This window comes from Mycobacterium sp. DL, assembly GCF_039729195.1.
In the GTDB taxonomy this organism is placed as follows: domain Bacteria; phylum Actinomycetota; class Actinomycetes; order Mycobacteriales; family Mycobacteriaceae; genus Mycobacterium; species Mycobacterium hippocampi_A.
Genome location: NZ_CP155796.1, coordinates 1,652,228 through 1,668,872, shown reverse-complemented (window position 1 = coordinate 1,668,872; position 16,645 = coordinate 1,652,228). Strand labels below are relative to the sequence as shown.

Below are 16,645 nucleotides of genomic sequence, written 5' to 3'. Positions count from 1 at the left end.
TGCGGGCGCAGCCCTTCCAAATCGCCTGTTCAGGCACCCTCGCGGGCCGCGAGCGCACGCGTTTGCACACGATTTACGGCGTGTCGACGGGCAGACACGCGCGCTCGCGGGGCATCAGCGGGATCAACGTGTGGTGCGGATCACCTGACCCGTCGCCAGCACGCCGGCCGGGTCGTAGCGGTCGGCCAGGGCTGCCAGCCAGTGGCGGGTGTCGTCGCTGTACACCCGCGCGGGCCGTGCCGGGTCGTAAGACGCTGCGAAGTTCGCCATCTGCCCGCCTGTGGACCACGGGGCGACGGCCCGGACGACCTCACCGGCGTGACCAACCACGTACTCGGCGATCTCCGGCATCAGCGCACCGATGACCGCAACCGAGAACAGGGCGTTGCGCTGACAGAACGCGCTGCGATGCCGCGGCTCCCGCGCCAGCGCTCCCCCGAGCAGCCGAAGCTCGACGATCGCCTGCGGCGAGCCCGAACCCGGGCCTGCGACCGCAAGCAACGCGTCCACAGCCTCGGCGGGCAGCGCCGACAGCAGCGCCTGCTCCTCGTTGATCGGCATTGGGTCGACCGGGTCGGCGTGCACCGCGCCGATCGCCGCGTATGGCAGCACACCGACGGTGTCCATCACCGGGGTGGCGACGGCCCGCATCGGCGCCAGCAGCCGTTCGGCATCGTCGAAGTCTCCGACTGCCGTGTAGCGCACAGCGACCGTCATCCGACCGGCCAGCACCTCGGGCACCCCCGGAAGCGGCGGCAGCTGCTGGACTGCGAGCGACGTGTTGACCGTCTCCGGCAGACCCACACTCCACGACGCCCACGCGTGCAGCACCGCTTCGGCGTCAGCACCATCGAAATACACTGCGCCGCCGTAGAACCGAGCGATCGGCAGCAGATCGATCTCCACCGCGGTGACGATCCCTAGCGTCGCCTTCCCGCCGCGCAGACCCCAGAAGAGGTCGGCGTTCTCGTCGGGGGTGGCGCGCAGCAGCGTGCCTTCGCCGGTCACCACGTCGAACGCGCGCACGTGATCCGACGACAGCCCCACCGTCCGGACCAGCGGCCCTATCCCACCGCCGGTGAGGTAGCCGACCACGCCGACTCCGGGCGCCGAACCACACAGCGGCGCCAGGCCGTGCGGGGTGGCGATGTCGATCACGTCCTGCCAGCGGGCCCCCGCCTCCACCCGCGCCGTTCGATTCACCGCATCCACAGGGCAGTGCTTCATCGCCGAGGTCTGCACCAGGATCGTGCTCGCGCCGACCCCGACTGCACCGTGCCCGGTGGCCTGCACCGTGACCGTGTAGCCGTGCGCGGCGGCGAACCTGACGGTGCCGGCGATGTCCTCCGGCGTCGTCGCCAGCACCACCGCCGCCGGCGTCACAGGGGCCGCCACGTTCCACGGCGTACACCGCTCGTAGCCGGGCTCCCCCGGCAGAGCCACGTGGGTGGCGACGTGGTCGCGCAACGTGTGGAGCGCCTCGGTAGGAGTGAGGTCGGTAGGAGTGAGGTCAGTAGGAGTGAGGTCGGTACGGGTGAGGTCGGTCGGTGCTGTCATCGAAGTGCCTTTCCAGGTCCTGGTGTCGGCACACAGCATCACCGACCGGACTTGGCAGGCACTTGAAGCCGCGATCCAAGAAAAATCCAAGCGGCGGCCTGTGGGGTCAGGCCATCTCGGGGACCCGTAGATGCGCCAGCACCAGGTCGAACTCACCTTCATCGATGATCTCGGCGCCGGCGTCGCGGACGGTGGCGGCCTTCATCGCGTCGGTCGCCCCTCGGCTGCGCCGCATCGCCTCGCCGCTGTCGAAGGTCACCGACGCTACGCCGAAGCCGGATTCGCGATCGGCCAGCAGGCTGGCGCTGCAGAAGCCGTCGAGTTCGGCCAGAGCGGGAATGGTGGCCAGCCGGTAACCATCGATCGCGCGGTCGGCCAGCTCCGGTTCGACCCGGGCCCACGTCACCCGCACACACGCCCCCGGGGCCGAACGATGGTCGCGATGCACCGCCGCGATCTCCCAGTCGTCGACGGTGGGGCTGCCGCCGAGGATCTCCGCGGTCCGGTCCCGCAGTTCGGCGGTGGCCTCGCGGCTGGCCTTCAGCGCCTGCTCTGACTGCCACGCCGTGGTCGCGATGCATCGCCCGTTGAGGCGGTCCACCAGCAACGACAACCCGACGTAGCCGTCGAGACCGGTCAGCGCGGGCCACACCGTGTCGTGGATGTAGGCAATGCCGGCGTCGATCGTCGAGGGCCGCGCGTGGATGGTGAAACTGCGTGCGTACATGTTCTGCCTCCATGGTCCGCGGCAGCGTCACAGCGGCGCCGCCGGACCACCTCATCGTCCTCCGCTGCGCGGCTCAGAGCAATGGCCAACAACGGCGAACCAGCAGCTCAGATCAGGGCTTCTGCGGCCTGACCCACCCCCGACATGCCCGCCTGGGCCGCATCCGCCGCCAGCGCACGCGCCAAACCCGAACGCTCCGAATCGGATTCGGTCATCTCGCATTCCAGCAGCCGGCACCGCAACAGCGTGGGCACACCGCCGCTGCGCTCGGCGATGCCGCGCGCCAGCGCCACATCCTCGAGCGCTCGGGATCGCTCGCCGCGCAACGCATGCAGCCGGGCGGTCGCCAGAGCGACCGGTCCCGCGATACCCACCTGGCCGAGCACCGCGATGCGGTCCCGAAACGGGCCGAGCGCCTGCAGGAGTGGTTCGGTGAACTCCGATAATCTGTGGTCGGCGCTCAGGTGCGCCAGCAGCGTCAGATGCCCGAGCGTGGTCCAGATGTGGCCGCGGCCGGTGTCGTGGACACAGGCACGCAGCGTGGCGGCGGCATCGGCGCGAGCCTGCGGGCCGGTGGCCAGCGTGAGCAGCGCGGTGCGCACCACTCCGACCATGCCCTGGCCTCCCGTCTCCTGGCTGGCGTGCAGGTTGTTCCAGCTCGGGTCGAGCGGTCCGCCCCGCTCGCGCAGCAGGGACGCCGCCGCCAACAGCCCGCTGCCCGCTTCGTAGAGTTCGGTCTGCTCGTGTACGTGCACAGCGATCCCGTGGTGGCGCTCGGCTTCGGCGAAGTCACCGGCCCACATCGCCAATACGGCCTCCATCCACCGCAATTGGGCACGCAGCACCGGAAGCTTCAGATCCTCGCTACCGGCAATGCCTGCCCGCAGGTGGCGACGAGCTCCCGCCACGTCGCCGAGGTTCATCGCCGCCATCGTCGCCACCGAGTGCGCGATCACCGCATCCTGACGTGACCTGTTGTGCCGCAGCGAATCCAGCCGCTGCACCCAGGACAGAGTCTGCTTGCTGTAGGTGGCCACGCCGGAGTAGGTGATGAGTCGGCCCACCAGCACGTCGGCGAGGACATCGGGATCCCCGGTGGCGTCGGCGACGCGTTCGGCCCGATCCAGCAGCTCGGCGGCGATGTCGGGATCCGGGTGGTAGCAGTGCCCGACGGCCAGCGCGGGCAGCACCCTGGCCGCCGAAGCCGGTTCGCTGTCGGACAGGCCGGCAGCGCGCGACAACAGCGAAAGCAGTTCTCCCGGATCCTGTCCCGGCGCCAGCCAGGGCCATCCCCCGCTGGCCCGCAGCAGTGCGCTGGACACCCGACCCGCACTGGCGACACGGCCGGAGCGCAGGGCCTCGCCGAGGTACCGCTGCACGCTGTCGAGCACCAGCTGACCCCGTCCCGCCCGGGAGTGCGCCTCGAGCAACTCGACGGTGAGCGCGTCGCGCTCGCCATCGTCGCGGGCCGACACCGGAAGCCGGTCGTAGGCGTCCAATGCGGCCTGCCACCAGCCGGCCGCGATGTCCGAACTCCACTGTGCAGTCGCCTGTTCGGCGGCAAGACGGCAGGCCGCCACCACGGTGGCCGGTTCGACCAGCGGCTGCGCCCCGACAAGATGTTGGGCGCGCCGTGTCGCGGCGTCCGGCGCGGCGCTCTCGGACAGCACGTCTGCGACCTTGGCGTGCAGACGTTGTCGGCGCAGCGCGGGGATGCCGGACAGCAACTGCTCCCGCAGCAGCCCGTGGGCGAATTCGTACCCGTCACCGTCGTGGGCGGCGACGATGATCCGCTCGTCGGCTGCTTCGTCGAGGTAGTCGGCGAGGGTGTCGAGGTCCAGCCGGGTGGCCTGCGCCAGTACCGGGGCCGCGGCGGCGTCGATCGTGTCACCGATCACCGCGGCGGTGCGCAGCATCTGCACGACCACCGGGTCCAACGCGGCCAGTCGCCGGTCCAGCACCAACCGCACTGCCCGCGGGATCTCGTTACCCGCACGCTCGGCCCGCGGTAGCCGCGCGTACTCCGAGACGAAAAACGGGTTGCCCCCGGTGCGGTCGGCCAGTTCGGCCGCTTCGGCGGGCGTCACGATCTCTTCGGCGACGTCGTTGGCCAACGTGGCGACGTCGGCCGACGACAGCGCAGGCACCTCGACGTGCCGGTTCCCCTTCCCGCGCGCCACGGTGCTGAGCAGACGAGCCACTTCGGGAGCATGTTCCCCGTCGCGCACGGTCACGATGAGCAGGACGCCGCGGTCGCGGAGCGCTCCGGCGAGGTAGGCCAGACAACTCGCGGAGGTGCTGTCCGCCCACTGGACGTCGTCGACGATCACCGTCAGCACGCCGGGGACGGACTCCAGTAGCGACTGGATCCGTTCGTAGACAAGGAATCTGGCGGTGTCGGGGTCAGCGTGCCGGGGCACCTCGAGCACCTCGTCGGCGTCCGCGCCGAGTGCCCGCACCAGTTGGCGCATCGGCCACCAGGGCGGCGTGGCGCGTTCGTCGGGGCAATTGACCCAGACTGCCTCACCGCCGTCGGCGGCCGCCAGGCCCGCCACCTCCTCGGCCAGCCGGGTCTTGCCGATCCCGGGAGGACCCGACAGCACCAGCCATCTCGTGGCGCCCGCCCGCACCTGCGTCAGAACGTCTGCTGCGGTTGCCAGTTCGCGTTCCCGCCCCACCATGGGTGCACGCTGGGGGCCGTCGTCAACCGTGTCGACGACCGCGGTTGCGACCTCCGGTTCGGGGAGCGCCGCGGCACCGGTCCATTCCGGCGGGCGTGGCCACCCCGACAGTTCGGGCGCCTGACGCAGCACCGCCGTCTGGAGGTCCCGCAGTTGCGGTCCGGGCTCGAGACCGAGTTCCCTGTCGAGCAGCCGAGCGTGCCGGGAGTAGACGTCCAGCGCCTCGGCGGCGCGACCGGCGCGGTACAGCGCCAGCATCTGCAGTCGGCACCCGCGATCGGCCAGCGGATCGCGCTCACGCAGTCGGGAGATCTCCGTCAACGCAGCCGGCAACCGTCCCAGGGCGAGCAACGCAATCACCTTGTTGGCCAGACAATCCGAGAGCATCTCCGCCGTGCGGGTTGCATCTTCGCGCACCCATTCCGCGTCGGCCAGGTCTTCGAGCAACTCGCCCTGCACCAGTGCCAGCGTGGCCTCCGCCTCGGCCAACGCGTCGGCCCACCGCTCGGCTTCGACCGCTGCCGCGGCGCGCGTGCACCCTGCCACGAAGTCCGTCAGGTCGACGTCGTCGGTGCCGACGTCGAGGTAGTAGCCCGGAGGTCGCCGCACGATCGGCTGCGCCACCGAGGAAGCCATCAGCGATTCCCCGGATCCCCCGCGCAGTGCCCGCCGCAGATTGGAGATGTAGGCCTGCAGGCTCGCCGTGGCGCTGGCCGGGACGTCATCTCCCCAGACGACGTCCGTCAGCCGGTCCACCGACACCACGCGGCCCTGCGCCAGAAGAAGCGCCGCCAGCACCGCCCGCTGTTTGGGCGGGCCGATGTCCAGCGGCGCATCTCCCTGGACCACCTGGAGCGGTCCGAGCAACCGATATCGCATCGGCGGAGGTTACTACTCCGTCGACTGGTATTCGTTCACCGCGTCGTCGAGGCGTTGCAACGCTTCGCCGTACTGCGCGAAGTCACCGTTACGCTGCGCCTCCTGGATCGCGTCGAGCGCCGTGTTGACCTCTTCCAGCGCAGCCGCTTTCGCGCCTGACAACTGGGTCGGCCCACTGGGCACCGCCGCGGCGGGCGCCGGTGTGGCGGGGGGCGCCTGCGGGCTCTGACCGGGCCGCTGCGCCGGCGGCGTCACCGACGCCTGCTGGTCGGCCTGGGGTTGAGCCTCAGGTTGCTGACCGGCCGGTGCGTTGGTGGGTTCCGGCCCGGTGGCGGTCGCGTCGGCACCCGGACCGAACAGGTCGATCAAGGCGTCCCGAACGGTCGGCCCGTAGCCGATCTGGTCGTTGTACATCATCGCCACGCGGATCAGGCGTGGGTACGACGACGCCGCATCGGTGTTGCCCGGTGAGGCGTAGACCGGCGCCACGTAGAGCAGGCCGCCCTCCCCGATCGGCAACGTCAGCAGGTTGCCCCAGCGAATCCGGTTCTGATTGTCCCGGCCGATCACACCGAGGTCCTGGCTGACCGCGGTGTCGGTGCTGATCGCGTTGAACGCCAGCTTCGGACCGTTGACCTGACCCGGGATCGTCAGCACAGTGAGCCTGCCGTACGAATCGGGATCCGAACTGGCACTGATGTAGGCCGCCAGGAAGTCCCGTCGGAACCGGTTCATCGCACTCGTCAGCTGGAACGACGACGAACTGTTGTTCTCGGCCAGGTTCTTGGCAACGATGTAGTACGGCGGCTGGTAGCTGCTGGCCGTGGGGTTCGGATCCAGCGGAACGTCCCAGAAGTCCGACGTCGAGAAGAACGTCACCGGGTCGTCGACGTGGTACTTGGCCAGCAGCGCGCGCTGCACCTTGAACAGATCCTCCGGGTAGCGCAGGTGCTCCTGCAACTCGGGCGAGATCGCGCTCTTGGGCTGGATGGTGTCGGGGAAGACCTTCATCCAGGCCTGCAGCACCGGGTCCTGCTCGTCCTGCGCGTACAGCGTCACGGTGCCGTCGTAGGCGTCGACGGTCGCCTTGACCGAGTTGCGGATGTAGGACACCTGCTTGTCCGGCTGCAGTCGGTTCAGCGCCACTTCGTTCGAGTCGATCGTGGCGCTCGACAGCGTCGTCAACTCCGAGTACGGATAGTTGTCCAGCGTTGTGTAACCGTCGACGATCCAGACGATGCGCTCGTTGACGATCGCCGGGTACATCGCGGTGTCGGTGGTCAGCCACGGCGCCACGGCCTCCACCCGGTCGGCGGGGTCGCGGTTGAACAGGATCTTGCTGTTCTCGCCGATGACGTTGGAGAACAGGAAGTTGCGTTCTGCGTACTTGGCGGCGAACACGCTGCGCGACAGCCAGTTACCGATCGGCACACCACCGGAGCCGGTGTAGGTGTAGTTCCTGGTGTCGGTGTTGGTTTCGTAGTCGTACTCGCGCGGGGCACCGTTCTCGCCGACGATCGCGTAGTCGGCCGGGGTGTTGGCGATGACCGGGCCGTAGTAGATGCGGGGCTGGGCCAGCGGTGCCGGACCCGGTGAGACCACCTCGCCGTTCTCGCCCACGACGCTGGACAGGAACTCCGGATAGCCACCGTTCTGGTTGGGATCGTTGGCCACCCCGCGCACCGTGTTGGCCGGCGAGGCGATGAAGCCGTTGCCGTGGGTGAACACGGTGTGCCGGTTGATCCAGTCGCGCTGGTTGTCGATCAGACGATCCGGGTTCAGCTCGCGGGCGGCGACCACGTAGTCGCGCAGATTGCCGTCGTCGTCGGCGTAGCGGTCCATGTTCAGTTGATCGGGGAAGAAGTAGAAGTTCTTGCCCTGCTGGAACTGGGTGAACGCCGGGCTGACGATGTTCGGGTCGAGCACGCGGATGTTCGAGGTGGTGGCACGGTCGGCGGCCACCTGTTGCGCCGTGGCGGACGTGTTGCCCGGGTAGCTGCGGTAGGTCACCGTTTCGTCGGTGATCCCGTAGGCCTGCCGGGTCGCGGTGATACTTCGGCCGATGTATTCGCTTTCCTTCTGAGCGGCGTTGGGCCGCACGCTGATCTGCTCGACCACCAGCGGCCAGCCGGCGCCGATGACCAGCGACGAGAGCAGCAGCAGCACCACGCCGATCGCGGGGATCCGCAGATCGCGCAGGAAGATCGCCGAGAACACCGCTACCGCACAGATGACCGCGATGGCCATCAGTATCAGCTTCGCCGGCAGTACCGCGTTGATGTCGGTGTAGCCGGCACCGGTGAACGGCTTGCCGCCGCGGGTGTTGCTGAGCAGTTCGTAGCGGTCGAACCAGTAGGCGACGGCCTTGAGCAGCATCAGGATGCCGAGCATGGTGATCAGCTGGATGCGGGCCGCGCGACTCAGTGCACCTGCGCGTCCAGTCAGCCGGATCCCGCCGAACAGGTAGTGGCCCAGCAGGTTCGCGATGAAGGCCAGGAAGCCGGCGACGAACAGCGAGGTCAGCACCAGCCGGTAGAACGGCAGATCGAACGCGTAGAAGCCCAGGTCGAGGCCGAACTGGGGATCGGAGACACCGAAGCTGCCGCCGTGCAGGAACAGCTGCACCCGGTCCCAATAGCTCTGCGCCACAAAACCCGACATCACACCGATGAAGGCCGGCACGCCGATGCCCACGAGGCGCAGCCGCGACATGACCGCGGTGCGATAACGCGCGATCGGATCGTTGGGGCCTGCGGTGGGCACGAACACCGGCCGGGTCCGATAGGCGAGCGCCATCGCGGCGAACACCACGCCACCCATCAGGATGGCCACGACGAAGAAGATGACAACACGCGTCACGATCTGGGTGGTCCACACCGAGCGGTATCCCAGTTCGCCGAACCACAGCCAGTTCACGTAGGTGTCGATGAAACGGGGACCGATCAACAACAGCACCACGGCGACCAGGGCGACCCCGATCAGTACCCGGTTTCGTCGCGTCAGCGTCGGCATTTTCGCCGAGGGCCGCATACCCACTCGATCACTCCAGTCTCGAACATTCCCAGCAGTTGTTCAGGTGCCATAACTCTACGCACCCGCCCGGCCGCATCGCGTCAGCAGCTAGGGGGTTCGCCACCAGCGGAAAGCGTCCGCAACGAGCCGATCGCCTCCTCGAGCGTCTCCACCCTGAGCAGTTCGATGCCGTCTTCGTCGGCGCTCTTGGCCTCGTCGCAGTTGTCGGCAGGCACCAGGAAGACGGTGGCGCCGGCCTCGCGTGCTGCGACGATCTTGTGGGTGATCCCGCCGATCGAGCCGACCTCGCCGTCGCCGGTGATGGTCCCGGTACCGGCGACGAACTTGGACCCGTTGACGTCGCCGGTGGTCAGCTTGTCGACCACCGCGAGGCTGAACATCAGACCCGCCGACGGCCCCCCGATGTTGGCGAGGTTGAAGTCGATGGTGAACGGCGCCCACGGCGCATCGAGCACGCCGACCCCGAGCAGACCCTGGTCGCGGTCGGGGTGCTTACCGAGCGTGATCTCGGCGATCCCCGCCGGGGCGTTCTTGCGCCGGTAGTCGACGACGATCCGGTCACCCGGTTTGGTGCCCGCGAGGATCTCCTGGAACTGCTCGAGGGTGGCGACGGGTTGGTTGTTGACCGCGTCGATGGCGTCGCCGGCCTGCAACTTGTCGTTCGACGGGCCCTCGGAATCGACGTTCTCCACGGTGACGGCCATCGGGTACTCCAGGTAGTGCAGAGCGGCGTACTCCGCGCTGTCCTCCGATTGCCGGAAGTCGGTGCTGTTCGCCTCGTCGATCTCTTCTTTCGTGCGGTCCGGCGGGTACACCAGATCGCGCGGGATCAACTGGTCACGACCCGAAGCCCAGAACACCAGCGCCTGCCCCAGCGTCAGTCCGTCGCGCTGCGACACCGTCGTCATGTTGAGGTGACCGGACGTGGGGTGGAGGTCGGCGCCCTCGATGTCGACGACCTGCTTGCCGTCGACCTCCCCGAGCGTGTCGAACGTCGGGCCGGGCCCGAGCGCGACATACGGCACCGTCACCAACGTCATCAGAATGCCGAACGCCAGGATCGGCACCAGCGCGACGATCAGGGTCGAGATCCGCCTGTTCACGCCGCCCACAGTAGAGGTTCACCCGGTTGGTTCACTGAGAGCGTGACCCGCATCGCCGCACGACCGCGGTGCGGTGAGTACGGTTGGACCTATGGCTGACCCGCCCTTCGGCTTCTCCGCCGGGGATGACCCTGAGCGTGACAAACCCAAGAAAGACCCCGGCTCCGGTGGCGATCCCTTCGGGGGTGCGTTCCCGGGCGGCGGCGAGTTCGACATGTCGCAACTCGGCCAGATCTTCAGCAAGCTCGGCGAGATGTTCAGTGGCGCGGGGACGATGACTCCCGGCGGATCGGGTGCCGGACCGGTCAACTACGACCTGGCCCGCCAACTCGCCTCGAACTCCATCGGATTCGTCGCGCCCGTGCCTGAGCAGACCGCGACCGCCATCGCCGATGCGGTCCGGTTGGCCGAGACCTGGCTGGACGGGGCGACCCCGTTGCCGGCCGGCACCACCAGGGCGGTGGCGTGGACCCCGACCGACTGGCTCGACAACACCCTCGACACCTGGAAGCGGCTGTGTGACCCGGTCGCCGAGCAACTCTCCACGGTGTGGGCGTCGGCGCTGCCCGAGGAAGCGAAGGCCATGGCCGGTCCGCTGCTGTCGATGATGTCGCAGATGGGTGGCATGGCGTTCGGCTCGCAGCTGGGCCAGGCGTTGGGCAAGCTCTCCCGAGAAGTGTTGACCTCCACCGACATCGGGCTGCCGCTGGGACCCAAGGGGGTCGCGGCCCTGATGCCCGAAGCGGTCGAGGCACTCGCCGACGGCCTCGAGCAACCGCGCAGCGAGATCGTCACGTTCCTGGCCGCGCGCGAAGCCGCCCACCACAGGTTGTTCAGCCACGTGCCGTGGCTTGCCACGCAGCTCCTGAGCACCGTCGAGGCGTTCGCCAAGGGCACCAAGATCGACATGAGCGGCATCGAGGAGTTCGCCCGCGACTTCAACCCCGCCTCGCTGACCGACCCGTCCCAGATGGAGCAGCTGCTCAATCAGGGCATCTTCGAGCCGAAGGCCACCCCGGAGCAGACCGCTGCGCTGGAACGGCTGGAGACGCTTCTGGCGCTGATCGAGGGCTGGGTGCAGACCGTGGTCATCGACGCTCTGGGCGAACGGATCCCCGGCACTCCGGCGCTGAGCGAGACGCTGCGACGGCGCCGCGCCACCGGCGGACCGGCCGAGCAGACGTTCGCCACCCTGGTCGGTCTCGAACTGCGGCCACGCAAGATGCGTGAAGCCGCGGCGCTGTGGGAGAGGCTGACCCAGGCAGTCGGCTCCGACGCCCGCGACGCTGTCTGGCAGCACCCCGACCTGCTGCCGAGCGCATCCGACCTGGACGAGCCCGCCGGATTCATCGACCGCATCATCGGCGGCGACACCAGCGACCTAGACAGCGCCATCGAACAGGCGCTGACCGAAGCCGACGATGCCAAGCGCGACGACGACGGGACCGACCGCCCGCGCGAGTGAGAGCGACGGCCCCTGTGGATAACCCGGCTCGGGGCCGCCGGCGCATGTCAGTGTCGTTGCATGACGCGATATGCGCTCAGCACGGCCACTCCGGTGCTGGCCCGCCCCGACGACACGGTCCAGGTGGGCTGGGATCCGCGGCGCGCGGTCGTGGTGCATCCGCCGCCCGGGCTGTCTGCGAACGTCCTGGCTGAACTGCTGCGCGGGCTGCAATCCGCCGCGACGATTGCCGAGTTGCAGTCCCTGGCAGCCACCCGCGGCGCCGAGGCGTCGGTGGTCACCACGCTGGTCAGCCATCTCGTCGACGCCGGCGTGGTCAGCGAAGTCTCGCGGCGCCGAACCCGCGCGGCCTCGGTCCGCATCCACGGCAGCGGCCCGCTGACCGACCAGCTCACGGCGTCACTGCGCAGCTCGGGCATCCGGATGAGCCAGAGCAGCAGAACCCACGCCTCCACGGGATCGGCGGACCTCGTCGTGCTGACCGACTACCTGGTCGCCGACCCGCGGGTGGTCCGCGAACTGCACGACGCCGGTGTGCCCCATCTGGCCGTGCGGGTCCGCGACGGCGTCGGTTTGGTCGGTCCGCTGGTGATTCCCGGCGTCACCAGCTGCCTGCGCTGTGCTGACCTGCACCGCAGTGACCGGGACCCGGCCTGGCCCGCCGTCGCGGCGCAGCTGTGCCATACCGTGGGTACCGCCAACCGGGCCACGGTGCTGGCGACCGCCGCCCTGGCGCTCAACGAGATCGACCATGTCGTCCGCGCGGTGAGCTGTGAAGATGCGCCGGGCCAAGCGGCGGCCGCACCGTCCACGCTGGACACCACGCTGGAATTCGACGTCGCCACAGGCTCGATCGTGGCCCGCAGATGGTCGCGGCACGCAATGTGTTCATGCTGACATCGATCGTTTCCAACTAGTTGGTGGAAGTTCTTCGCAGTCGTGGATGATGGAGTCGTGAGTGACATCAAGCGAGGGCGTGCCGCGCGCAACGCGAAGCTGGCGTCGCTGCCCGTAGGCATGGCCGGCCGGGCCGCACTGGGCTTCGGCAAGCGCCTGACCGGCAAGTCCAGGGACGACGTCAACGCCGAATTGATGGACAAGGCTGCGCAGCAGTTGTTCACCGTGCTCGGTGAACTCAAGGGCGGCGCGATGAAGGTCGGCCAGGCGCTCTCGGTCATGGAAGCCGCGATCCCCGAGCAGTACGGCAAGCCCTACCGCGAAGCGCTGACCAAGCTGCAGCGCGAGGCGCCGCCGTTGCCCGCGGCCAAGGTGCACCGGGTGCTCGACGCCCAGTTGGGCACCAAGTGGCGGGACCGCTTCCAGTCATTCGACGACAAGTCCATCGCATCGGCCAGCATCGGCCAGGTGCACAAGGCGGTGTGGGGCGACGGCCGCGTCGTCGCGGTCAAGATCCAGTACCCCGGCGCCGACGAAGCACTGCGTGCCGACCTGAAGACGATGCAGCGGATGGTGAGTGTGCTCAAGCAACTCTCCCCCGGCGCCGATGTGCAGGGTGTGGTCAACGAGCTGATCGAGCGCACCGAGATGGAGCTGGACTACCGGCTCGAAGCCGACAATCAGCGGGCGTTCGCCAAGGCCTACGACGGCCACCCGCAGTTCATCGTTCCGCACGTGGTGGCCAGCGCGCCCAAGGTCGTCATCCAGGAGTGGATCGAAGGCATCCCGCTGTCGCAGATCATCCGCGAGGGAACCCAGGAGCAGCGCGACCTGATGGCCACGCGGCTGTTCGTGTTCTGCAACGACGCGCCGGGCCGGCTGGAAAAGGTTCACGGCGACGCCCACCCCGGCAACTTCATGCTGATGCCCGACGGAAAGATGGGTGTCATCGACTTCGGCGCGGTCGCCCCGATGCCCGGGGGCTGGCCCATCGAACTGGGCCAGACGCTGCGGTACGCCGTCGACAAGAACTACGACAAGCTGTTGCCGACGATGCAGAAGGCCGGCTTCATCCAGAAGGGCCAGCAGCCGTCCACGTCCGACATCGACGACATGCTCAAGCAGTACGTCGACCCGCTCGAGGTGCCGGTGTTCCACTACACCCGCAAGTGGCTGCAGCGGATGACCACCCTCGAACTCGACAAGGCTGCCGGGCAGATCAAGGCCGCCCGCCAGATGGACATCCCGCCGAAGATGGCGATCCCGATGCGGGTGATCGCGTCGATCGTGGCCATCTCGTGTCAGCTCGACGCGCATGTACCGACACGGAGCATCGCCGAGGAGACCGTGCCGGGATTTGCCGACCCCGACGCGGTGTAGCGCGCCGGGGCCGGCGTTGAATCACGCGGCCACAGGCTCTTTCGTGTCCTTGCGGGGCCGCCCACGCGGACGCTTGCGGGCGATCACCGAACCCCGGTCCAGAATCTCACCGCCCCACACACCCCACGGCTCCTGACGTTCGAGTGCGGCATTGAGGCACTCGCGGCGTATCGGGCAGTCCGTACACAGCGCCTTGGCCTGTTCGAGATCGCGCGGGTCCTCAGCGAACCACAGATCGGGATTCTCGTGGCACGGCACCGCCAGCTTCGTTCGCTCACATGTCAGGGAAGACATGTCCGGTCCTCTTCTTCCTGGTCGTTGATTCTCATCGGTGACGGATCTGCGACCAGGCTTCGAAAGGGTTCCGAAACGAATCTGGCCACGGATCCGGTGATTGCGGGTCCGTGGCCTTCAGGCGTTTCGTGGGTTCCTGCTAGATGGAGCCCCGATTCACGGACGCGGCAGTCGTGCCGGCGGCGGCGCGGCGCTTGCGCGGCGCCGCAATGGCGGCGGCGGCAATAGCGGCGGCGGGATGCGCGGGGTGCGCCCAGACGGGGGCATGGAAGGTCCGCGATATGCCGGCAACGCGTACGCCGGTGAACAGTTGATTGCTGATCATTGTCGTGACACCCTCCTCTCGCACATGGCCTTCGTCTGTGTGTTCTGAGGCTAGACGGTACCAGCCGAAACCGACAAGCGATTTTCTGACCAGCAGGTTTGGCACGATCTTTACGGAGTTTGGCGGCCTTTGACCATCGCGATCACGTCGGCACCGAACTGCTCCAGCTTGCGGGCACCGATACCCGGGATGGCGACCAGCGCGGCGTCGTCGGCCGGCAGGGCCTCAGCGATCGCGATCAGCGTGTTGTCGGTGAACACCACGTAGGCGGGCACGCTCATCTCTTTCGAGATGCGTAGCCGCCAGTCCTTGAGTTCGGCGAGCAGTTGTTCGTCGAGGTCGGACGGACACGTCTCACACCGCCGCAGCATGATCGCCGGGGGTGAGGTCAGCGCGGAGTTGCACACCCGACAGCGCGGCGCCGGGCCGCGGGGCTTACGCGACCGACTCGGGCCGTCATCGCGCTGAGACTGCGGCGCGATGCCGTTGAGGAAGCGCGACGGGCGCCTGCCCTGCCGTCCGCCCGGGGCCCGCGCCAATGCCCAGCTGAGCGCCAGATGCACTCGCGCCCTGGTGACTCCGACGTAGAGCAGCCGCCGCTCCTCTTCCACCGGCTCACTGTCGGGGCCGTGGGACAACGCGTGCGAGATCGGCAGTGTGCCGTCGGCGAGCCCGACCAGGAACACCGCGTCCCACTCCAGCCCTTTGGCGGCGTGCAGCGAGGCCAGCGTGACGCCCTGCACCACCGGCGGGTGGCGGGAGTCCGCCCGCTGGCGCAACTCGGCGACCAGGGCGCGGAGGTCGAGCTGTGGACGCTGCGCCACTTCCTCGTCGACCAGCTCGGCCAGCGCGACCAACGCCTCCCAGCGCTCCCGAGCGCGGGTACCCGGCGGCGGCTCGGCGGTCAGACCCAGCGGCTCCAGGGTCGCCCGGACCATCTCCGGCAGCGGGCGCTCGGACTCCGCCGGATCCCGTTCGGCGGCGCGCTGTAGCGCCAGCAGCGACTGCCGGATCTCCTGCCGGCTGAAGAACCCCTCACCGCCGCGGACCTGGAACGGCACGCCGACCTCGGTGAGCGCCTCTTCGTAGACCTCCGACTGCGCGTTGATGCGGTAGAGCACCGCGATTTCCGAAGCGGCAGTGCCGGATTCGAGCAGTTTCTTGACCTTGCGGGCCACCGCCGCCGCCTCGGCGACCTCGTCGGGGTACTCGCTGAACGTCGGCTCCGGACCCGGCGGACGCTGACCGATCAGGTGCAGCCTGCTGCCTGCCATCCGGCCGCGCGCGGCGGCGATCACCCTGTTGGCCAGCGACACCACCTGCGGCGTGGAGCGGTAATCGCGCTCCAGCCGGATCACCGCGGCCTCGGGGAACCGCCGCGAGAAGTCGAGCAGATAGCGAGGTGAGGCGCCGGTGAACGAGTAGATGGTCTGGTTGGCGTCACCGACGACGGTCAGGTCGTCACGGCTGCCGAGCCAGGCGTCGAGCACACGCTGCTGCAACGGGGTGACGTCCTGATACTCGTCGACGACGAAGCAGCGGTAGCGGTCGCGGAACTCCTGGGCCGCCGCGGCGTCGGTCTCGATCGCGGCCGCGGTGTGCAGCAGCAGGTCATCAAAATCCAGCAACGCCCTGCCTTCGTGGCGGGCTTTGAGCGCCTCGTAGGCGGTGTACACCGCCGCGACCTTGGCTGCGTCGAACGGGATGTCGCGGCCCGCCTCGGCGACGGTCGACGGGTAGTCCTCGGGGCTGACCAAAGACCCCTTGGCCCATTCGATTTCGCCGGCGAGGTCGCGGACGTCGTCGGTGCTGGTGGGCAGGCCGCTGCGGTTGGCGGCCTGGGCGACGATCGAGAACTTCGTGTCGAGGAGTTGCCATTCGGTGTTGCCCACCACCCGGGGCCAGAAGTACGCCAGTTGGCGGCGCGCGGCGGCGTGGAACGTCATCGCCTGCACCCCACCGGTACCCGTGCCGTCGTCCAACGCCCGCAGCCGACCGCGCATCTCCCCTGCCGCACGCTGGGTGAACGTCACCGCGAGCACCTGGGCCGGGGCGACATGGCCGGCCGTCACGAGGTGGGCGATGCGGCGGGTGATGGTGCGCGTCTTGCCGGTCCCGGCGCCGGCCAGCACGCACACCGGCCCGCGCGCGGCGAGCACGGCTTCGCGCTGCTCCTCGTCGAGGTCGCCAAGCAGCCGGTCACGCGAGGCCGTTGGGGACATGCCGCCCATCATGTCAGCGCGGCCCGACAAACGCGGGCACGGCTCCGGGCATGTTGGCGGCGTCGACTACGTTGAGTGCCTT

At 68.7% G+C, this 16,645-nt stretch carries 11 protein-coding genes; 3 read left to right on the top strand and 8 right to left on the bottom strand.

Annotated features, from left to right (window positions below):
- Positions 1-123 precede the first annotated feature (123 nt).
- The 5 genes from ABDC78_RS08100 to ABDC78_RS08080 form a co-directional block, all read right to left on the bottom strand.
- Complete coding sequence (locus ABDC78_RS08100; protein ID WP_178360851.1) at positions 124-1,557, bottom strand: FAD-binding oxidoreductase; 1,434 nt, start codon at positions 1,555-1,557, stop codon at positions 124-126.
- Positions 1,558-1,663: 106 nt separating this feature from the next.
- A complete protein-coding gene (locus tag ABDC78_RS08095) occupies positions 1,664-2,284 on the bottom strand; it encodes a hypothetical protein (RefSeq protein ID WP_178360852.1) in 621 nt (206 codons plus the stop codon).
- Positions 2,285-2,391: 107 nt separating this feature from the next.
- On the bottom strand, positions 2,392-5,844 hold the full coding sequence (locus ABDC78_RS08090) for a BTAD domain-containing putative transcriptional regulator (protein WP_178360853.1): 3,453 nt from the start codon (positions 5,842-5,844) through the stop codon (positions 2,392-2,394).
- A gap of 12 nt (positions 5,845-5,856) precedes the next feature.
- The gene (locus ABDC78_RS08085) at positions 5,857-8,880 is read right to left on the bottom strand and encodes a UPF0182 family protein (RefSeq protein WP_178360854.1); all 3,024 of its coding nucleotides are present in this window, start codon (positions 8,878-8,880) and stop codon (positions 5,857-5,859) included.
- A gap of 77 nt (positions 8,881-8,957) precedes the next feature.
- Positions 8,958-9,980, bottom strand: coding sequence for a PDZ domain-containing protein (locus tag ABDC78_RS08080; RefSeq protein ID WP_178360855.1), 1,023 nt, complete (start codon positions 9,978-9,980; stop codon positions 8,958-8,960).
- A 73-nt stretch (positions 9,981-10,053) separates the two neighbouring features.
- Here ABDC78_RS08080 and ABDC78_RS08075 point away from each other — a divergent pair, with 73 nt between their 5' ends.
- Genes ABDC78_RS08075 through ABDC78_RS08065 form a run of 3 tightly spaced genes read left to right on the top strand, consistent with a single transcriptional unit; the run spans position 10,054 to position 13,722 of the window.
- The gene (locus tag ABDC78_RS08075) at positions 10,054-11,445 is read left to right on the top strand and encodes a zinc-dependent metalloprotease (RefSeq protein ID WP_347133377.1); all 1,392 of its coding nucleotides are present in this window, start codon (positions 10,054-10,056) and stop codon (positions 11,443-11,445) included.
- A gap of 60 nt (positions 11,446-11,505) precedes the next feature.
- Positions 11,506-12,342 (top strand): cyclodehydratase, encoded by an 837-nt coding sequence (locus ABDC78_RS08070; protein WP_178360857.1) that lies wholly within the window; start codon positions 11,506-11,508, stop codon positions 12,340-12,342.
- A gap of 42 nt (positions 12,343-12,384) precedes the next feature.
- Positions 12,385-13,722 (top strand): AarF/UbiB family protein, encoded by a 1,338-nt coding sequence (locus ABDC78_RS08065; RefSeq protein ID WP_178360858.1) that lies wholly within the window; start codon positions 12,385-12,387, stop codon positions 13,720-13,722.
- A 21-nt stretch (positions 13,723-13,743) separates the two neighbouring features.
- On the opposite strand, the gene ABDC78_RS08060 is transcribed toward ABDC78_RS08065, so the two are convergent.
- The 3 genes from ABDC78_RS08060 to ABDC78_RS08050 form a co-directional block, all read right to left on the bottom strand.
- The gene (locus ABDC78_RS08060) at positions 13,744-14,016 is read right to left on the bottom strand and encodes a WhiB family transcriptional regulator (RefSeq protein ID WP_178360859.1); all 273 of its coding nucleotides are present in this window, start codon (positions 14,014-14,016) and stop codon (positions 13,744-13,746) included.
- Between the two features lie 139 nt (positions 14,017-14,155).
- Complete coding sequence (locus tag ABDC78_RS08055; protein ID WP_178360860.1) at positions 14,156-14,341, bottom strand: hypothetical protein; 186 nt, start codon at positions 14,339-14,341, stop codon at positions 14,156-14,158.
- A gap of 110 nt (positions 14,342-14,451) precedes the next feature.
- Entirely contained in the window at positions 14,452-16,563 is a 2,112-nt protein-coding gene (locus ABDC78_RS08050; protein WP_347133375.1) for an ATP-dependent DNA helicase UvrD2, read from the bottom strand.
- Between the last annotated feature and the right edge of the window lie 82 nt (positions 16,564-16,645).